This is a genomic window from Marinicella pacifica (assembly GCF_014636635.1).
GTDB lineage: Bacteria > Pseudomonadota > Gammaproteobacteria > Xanthomonadales > Marinicellaceae > Marinicella > Marinicella pacifica.
Genome location: NZ_BMEO01000002.1, coordinates 441,600 through 448,979 on the forward strand (window position 1 = coordinate 441,600; position 7,380 = coordinate 448,979).

Genomic DNA, 7,380 nt, shown 5'->3' on the forward strand with positions numbered 1-7,380 from the left:
CCCGTACGATTAAGTCACATTCATTGACATTCAATGTGACTTACAAAGGCGTTATATTTCAACCATCTGTCAGTCCACGTTATCAATAGACCGTATAACATTTGAGTTGTTTAAATATGAAACCTTTATCCGTTAAACACCACATTGTTCAGACCATTCGCCTGTCGCTGCCGTTAATTATCAGCCAGGTGATGATGGTGGCGATGACCTTTGTGGATACGGTGATGGCCGGTCAGCTGGGTGCCACCACCCTGGCAGCGGTGGCAGTGGGCAGTTCGGTTTGGTCCACGGTGATTTTGTTTGTGTTTGGGACGCTGATGGTGATTCCGCCGATTGTCTCGGAAAAAGATGGTGCCCAAAGGCATCATGAGGTGGCGCCATTTTTTAGACAAGCTTTGTGGCTGGCACTGCTTTTGGGTTTGTTGTTCAGTGTTGTTATTCGATTAGTTGATCCGATTTTTATTTTATTTAAAACCCAGGAAGAGGTGATTCCTGAAGCGGTGGGTTATTTGGATGCCATTGGCTGGGGCGTTTTACCGCTGGCATTTTTTGTCTCGTTTCGCTATCTGGCCGATGGCTTATCCATCACCAAAACCACCATGTATGTCAGCTTTGTGGGTGTACTGTTAAATGTCCCATTAAATTATATTCTGATGTTTGGTCATTTAGGTTTTCCGGCTCTGGGCGCCGTCGGTACCGGTTATGCTTCAGCGATTGTGATTACCTGCCAGATGCTGGTGTATGTGCTTATTGTTAAACGCCACAAAATTATCGGTAGTTATCAGGTGTTCAGTCGTTTTGACCCGCCCAACTGGCACGTTATTATGCGGCTGCTTAAAATGGGCCTGCCGGTGGGTGTCTCGATGTTTGCCGAAGTGGGCTTTTTCTCGGTGATTACTCTGCTGTCCTCGTCCCTTGCCACGGTTGTCGTCGCCGCCCATCAAATTGCCCTGAACTTTTCATCGTTGTTGTTTATGGTGCCTTTGGGTTTATCCATGGGTATTACCATACGGGTCGGTAATGCCGTGGGCCGCAAAAATGAAGACGACATCACCCGCGCCGGATTTTTGGGCACCGGTCTGGTGCTGTTCACCCAGCTGTTTTCAGCCTCAGTCACCCTGCTGTTCGCCGGTGATATTGTTAATCTTTATACCGATGACAGTGAAGTGGCCGCCATTGCGGTCAGTCTGCTGTTCTATGCCGCTGTGTTTCAGTTATCAGACGGTATTCAGGTCGCCGCCGCCGGTGCCTTGCGTGGCATTAAAGACATGACCTTTATTATGAACAGTAATTTGTTTTCCTTCTGGCTTCTGGGTTTTGTCGCGTCCTGGTATTTATGCTTCCCCATGGGTATGGGTGCACCGGGATTATGGATTGGCATTATCGTCGGTCTTTCCGCTGCCGCCGTATTAAACCTTTGGCGATTTTGGATTAAAACCCGTCAGTTTAAAAAACATAAAATCCCCGATTCCATCGCTTAAAACAGACGGTCCTGCAAACTTATTTAAGCAGGGTGGAACGTGTCTAAAATGGTGGGATAATGGATAAAAATAGCTTAAATTACGCAAATAGGAACCATTCGCAAGCGGATAAGAATGGATTGTTATTAATAAAATAAATAACATAAAAAATAAATTATTTATGAATTGAAAAACACTAAATTTGTCAACAGATAAAATATATCGTTCAGTTTTAAACGTCATAAAGCATTGATAAATAATACAAAATAATTTATTGATGACTTTTTGATGAAAAAAGGCTTGGAAGGTTCAGCTATAATAGATATGATTCATTTTCTAAAGAGAGCTCGAAAATTATTTAAATATTTAATTTTGAGTATATTTTTAACGAAAAAAGAGTCACAAAACCATGCAAAACACCAACCAGCACGGCCCGTCAGCGCCACCGGTGATGGCGCCTTCAAATCAGCCGATGTCTCAAACCGAACAGTCGTCGCCCTATCGTGTCATCCGACGCCATGGCGAGACCACAGCTTTCGATTTAAATAAAATAAAAGTGGCCATGACCAAAGCCTTTTTGTCCGTTGAAGGCGGACAGGCGGCCGCCTCAAGTCGGGTCAGAGAAACCGTTGATCGGTTAAGTGAAGAGGTTTTTGACGGTTTATTCAGAAGAATGGATGATGGCGGCACAGTCCATATTGAAGATATTCAAGACCAGGTTGAATTGGCCATGATGCGAGCTGGTGAACATAAAGTCGCCAGAAGTTATGTTCTATATCGTGAAAAACAAAATGAAAAACGCGCCAAAGCCAAAGCCAAAGCTGACAAAGACCAACCGACTGCTGCTAGGCCTGTCCTACATGTCATCAACGAAAACGGTGAACAGCTGCCTTTGGATATGGCGCGTTTGGAAACTGTTATCACTGAAGCCACCCGAGGTCTGAAAGGGGTGACCAAAGAACGGATCTTGCAGGATTTACGCCGAAACCTTTTTGATGGTATGTCGGCGAGCGATGTTAATACCTCTTTGGTGATGGCGGCTCGCGGACTCATTGAAAAAGACCCCAACTATAGCTTTGTCACAGCCCGGTTATTATTAGACGGCATTCGACGGGAAGCTTTGAGCTTTATTTTTGCAGAAACGGTCGAAGCCACACAAAAAGACATGCAAGACAGTTATCCGCGCTATTTTAAAAAATACCTGAATCGTGGTATTGAATTGGATTTGTTGGATGCTGAACTGGGCAGATTTGATTTAGATAAATTAGCGGCCGCCCTAAAACCCGAACGGGATAAGCGTTTCAGCTATCTCGGTTTGCAGACTTTGTATGACCGTTATTTTATTCATGTGGGTAAAACCCGCATTGAATTGCCACAGGCTTTTTTCATGCGTGTGTCCATGGGGCTGGCGATTAATGAAGTGGATCGTGAAGAACGGGCCATTGAGTTTTATGATTTGTTGAGTTCTTTTGACTTCATGAGCTCGACACCAACCTTGTTTAACTCAGGCACGTTGCGACCGCAATTATCCAGTTGCTATTTAACCACGGTACCGGATGATTTGGACGGAATTTTCAGTGCCATTAAGGACGATGCTTTATTAAGTAAATACGCCGGCGGATTGGGCAATGATTGGAGCCGAGTGCGGGCATTGGGCGCCCATATCAAAGGCACCAATGGTGAATCACAGGGCGTGGTACCCTTTTTGAAAGTGGCGAACGACACCGCGGTGGCGGTCAATCAGGGCGGTAAACGAAAAGGCGCCATGTGTGCTTATCTGGAAAGCTGGCATTTGGACATTGAAGAGTTTTTAGAGTTGCGTAAAAACACGGGAGATGATCGTCGCCGAACCCATGATATGAACACCGCGAATTGGATTCCGGACCTATTCATGGAGCGGGTGGCTATGAATGAAAATTGGACGTTGTTTTCGCCCGAAGATGTGCCTGATTTACATGATTTATACGGCCAGGCTTTTAAAAATCGCTATGAACACTATGAACAAGAAGCCGAAGCGGGTCGTATTCAAAATGTTAAAACTATTCAGGCAGTGGCTTTGTGGCGTAAAATGTTGGGCATGCTGTTTGAAACCGGCCACCCCTGGATAACCTTTAAAGACCCCTGTAACATTCGCTCGCCACAACAACATGCCGGCGTGGTTCATAGCTCAAATTTATGCACTGAAATCACCCTGAACACCTCTGACGAGGAGATTGCAGTGTGTAATCTCGGTTCAGTTAATCTGCCTCAGCATATGACGGCAGATGGCTTAGATCATGCCAAACTGGAAAAAACCATCACCTCCGCCATGCGTATGCTGGACAACGTTATTGACTATAATTTTTACTCAGTGCCCCAGGCGCGTCGCTCTAACTTACGACATCGTCCGGTGGGCTTGGGTTTGATGGGTTTTCAGGATGCCTTGTTTAAATTGAACACAGCCTATGCCAGTGAAGCGGCCATTGATTTTGCCGACGAGAGTATGGAAGCGGTGTCTTATTATGCCATTAAAGCGTCCAGTGATTTAGCCGCTGAAAGAGGCCGTTATGCCAGTTATGAGGGGTCTTTATGGTCAAAAGGTATATTGCCGATTGATTCCATTTCCTTGTTAAAAGAACAACGCGGTCGCTTTTTGGATCAGGATGAAACCACGCGCCTGGACTGGGATGGTTTACGAGAAACGGTTAAGAACCAGGGCATGCGAAATTCAAACACCATGGCGATTGCGCCCACCGCGACCATTTCAAATATTTCAGGGGTGTCGCAATCGGTGGAGCCGGTGTACCAAAACTTGTTTGTTAAATCGAACTTGTCCGGTGAATTTACCGTGATTAATCATCACCTGGTGGAAGATTTAAAAGCCCTTAATTTATGGGATGATGTGATGCTCAATGACCTGAAATATTTTGATGGCAGTGTTCAAAAAATTGATCGTGTTCCCGATGACCTCAAAGAAAAATATGCCACCGCGTTTGAGTTGGATCCACGTTGGCTGGTGGAAGCGGCTTCCCGCCGTCAAAAATGGATTGACCAGGGCCAATCGCTGAATCTTTATATGGTGGACCCATCGGGTAAAAAGATGGATGACCTGTATAAGCTGGCCTGGGTTCGGGGCTTAAAAACCACCTACTATTTACGCTCGATGGGTGCCACCCACATGGAAAAAAGTGTCGAAACCAGCTCAAACACAAGCCAGCCGGCCACACCGGGCTCTCAGGCTCCGAAAGCCTGTTCCATTTTGGAACCGGACTGTGATGCTTGTCAATAAACCTTAATTTTACGATCCGGGGCTGAAACCGAAAGCCCCGGACAACTTCTCAGGAGAACACAATGAATTGGGACGATCCATTAGGACTCAATCAGAATGAAAGCAAACCACCGGTCAATCCGGATAACCACAACTCAGCCGAGCCGAAACCCTCAGCAGAGCCGCAGCAAGCGGAGGCCACAGAAGTGCCTGATACCGATACCGCGTATGTCATTCAAGGTGTGACCGGCGAATACCGTGTGCCCAGAGGTGAACATAACTTTCAACCGGTGCGGGCCGAAGACAAACGCATCGTCAATGGTATGGCCGACATTAACCAGCTGGCACCGTTTAAATACCCCTGGGCCTGGAAATATTTCCTTAATGCCAACAAAAACCACTGGACGCCGCTGGATATTAACATGACGCAGGATGTGCACGATTACCATAAAAAACTCACCGAAGATGAGCAGCATGTGTATCAAAACGTCCTGTCTTATTTAACCACTTCCGATATCCTGGCGATGCGAAATATTGGTTTAGCGGTGATGGAAAAAATGGCCGCACCGGAATTGCAGATTTATCAGGCACGGCAGGTGTACGAAGAAGCCCTGCACACATGGACCTATCAGCACTGCATTGAAACCATCGGACTTGACCAAAGTGAAATCTATAACCGCTATCGCGTGGTGCCGGAAATTAACCAGAAAATTCAGGTGGCCAACCGACGTCTGAATTCGGTTTTACGGCCCGATATTGACTTACGCAATCGCGATGAACTGCATAACTTTGCCCTGTCATATCTGTTCTTCGCCGCGATTTTCGAAGGCTGTTGGTTCTATAACGGCTTCAGCCCCATTTTCGCTCTACAACGCCGGGGCTTGATGAAAGGCACCGCTGAACAGCTGCAGTACATCATGCGTGATGAAGTCATGCACTGCTCATTCGGCATTCGCGTGGTGAAACAAATGATCGAAGAAAACGACATCAAACTCGACCCGGCCGAAGTTAAGCACATGTGGGAAGAATCCGAAGCCGCCGAAAAAACCTACGCAAAATACATCCTGCGCCGACCCATCCTCGGCTATTCAGTAGAAGATCACTGCGAACAATTCCGCTACATCGCCAACCGCCGCGCCCGCTCGTTAGGCATTGACGAACCATTCCCAGGTGCTAAATGCACCCTGCCATGGCTCGATGAACAAACCAACCTCCGTAAAGAAAAGAATTTCTTTGAAACGAGGGTCACTGAATACCAAACCGGTGGGGCGTTGAGTTGGGATTAAAAAGCACATAAAAATTCAAGGCCGTTATATCCGATAACGGCCTTTTTGTCTTTCAGATTTTAAAAGCAAGGTAGGTTGGACTGAGTATCGCGCTGCCCAATACCACAAGCTTCAATTACACCATAATGTTCAATTTATAGAACCTACAACCATTAATCAGAACAAAGAAATTTGTTAAATCATCCATTAAATGTTGGGCTTCGCGGTGCTCAGCCCAACCTACCTTGCTAAGTCGTTGTTCGTTGTTTAATGCGACACACCCATTTCTCTGAGTAAAGTCTAAAAATATATCCCTATAAGCGCACATCAATGCGACATCGTGTCGCAGAGGATGAGGTGGTGGGCTGATTTGATTATAATGAAGGATTTTCAGTCAAGTCGCCAAGATAGTTATGCTCAACCAATTACTCATATTCCGCAGCCTCACCGGCCTGGGTCAGTTAACTCTGTTGTGGCTTGGTGATTGGTTGGGGTTTTCAATTGAAAATCCCTGGGTTTGGTTGGTGCCGGTGGTTTATGTTTTGCTGGTTTATGGCGGGCATTTTTGGTTGTTGGCCAAGCACCGGGGCAAGTGGCTTCTACTGATTGATTTGCTGGTCTGGGTTGTGTTTTTTGCGTTATTGAATGGCATCTCAAATCCGTTGATTTGGTGTTTAATGTTGCCGATTATGTTATCGGGTATGAGTCAAAGCATCGGCTTTACCTGGGTCATGACTTTATTGAGTAACCTCAGTTATGTGGTGCTATGGGCGCTGACCCCGATGACCAATACCGGTATGCACAGCGCACATGAGCCGTTTAATGCCCATGTATTGGGTATGTGGGTTGGTTTTGTTTTGATTTCGAGTTTGTTGACTTATATCACCACTCAAATGATGAAAACCATTCATGATAAAAACCACCAATTATTGACCATTGAACAACAGCGTGCTGAAGATCAGCACATCATGACCATGGCCACCATGGCCACCGGACTGGCTCATGAACTGGGCACACCGCTGAACAGCATAAAATTACTGGCCGCTGAATTGGCTTCGCCGGATCTTACAGCGAAGGACAGACAGACCGATTTAAAGGTGATTGATGAGCAAGTACAACGCTGTCAGGGCATCATCCGTGAAATGGTTGAGTTGGCCAATGATCCGAATTATTTAAATTCTCACATCACCGATTTAGGCTTACTTTTGCATGATATTAAAGACCGTTTCTGTGACAACCATCGGCAAGTTCGTGTCAGGATTGATGGCGATTGCCAGCAGCCTGTGATGACTGACGCTTTATTGGAACTGGCGATATTAAATGTGCTTAATAATTCAGCTGCTGCTGAAGCAAAGACCATTACTCTTAATGTAGCGATTAAGCAGAATAAAATACAACTTCAGGTCCA

At 46.0% G+C, this 7,380-nt stretch carries 4 protein-coding genes; all 4 read left to right on the forward strand.

Translation table 11 applies throughout. The features are described 5' to 3' along the window. The first annotated feature begins 116 nt into the window (after positions 1 to 116). Positions 117 to 1,481 carry an MATE family efflux transporter gene (locus IEV16_RS04045; RefSeq protein ID WP_188364383.1) on the forward strand — a complete coding sequence of 455 codons (1,365 nt, stop codon included), beginning with the start codon at positions 117 to 119 and terminating at the stop codon, positions 1,479 to 1,481. A 388-nt stretch (positions 1,482 to 1,869) separates the two neighbouring features. Then, positions 1,870 to 4,728, forward strand: a complete 2,859-nt coding sequence (locus IEV16_RS04050) for a ribonucleoside-diphosphate reductase subunit alpha (RefSeq protein WP_188364384.1) — start codon at positions 1,870 to 1,872, stop codon at positions 4,726 to 4,728. 62 nt (positions 4,729 to 4,790) lie between these two features. Further along, positions 4,791 to 5,993, forward strand: coding sequence for a ribonucleotide-diphosphate reductase subunit beta (locus tag IEV16_RS04055; protein WP_229728240.1), 1,203 nt, complete (start codon positions 4,791 to 4,793; stop codon positions 5,991 to 5,993). 392 nt (positions 5,994 to 6,385) lie between these two features. Beyond that, positions 6,386 to 7,380 (forward strand): HAMP domain-containing histidine kinase (locus tag IEV16_RS04060; protein WP_188364385.1); only part of this gene is annotated, 995 nt, incomplete at its 3' end.

Excerpts from the sequence above, each read along its gene's own strand:
- IEV16_RS04045 (WP_188364383.1), top strand. The coding sequence starts at position 117 with ATGAAACCTTTATCCGTTAAACACCACATTGTTCAGACCATTCGCCTG.
- IEV16_RS04050 (WP_188364384.1), top strand. The coding sequence starts at position 1,870 with ATGCAAAACACCAACCAGCACGGCCCGTCAGCGCCACCGGTGATGGCG.
- IEV16_RS04055 (WP_229728240.1), top strand. The coding sequence starts at position 4,791 with ATGAATTGGGACGATCCATTAGGACTCAATCAGAATGAAAGCAAACCA.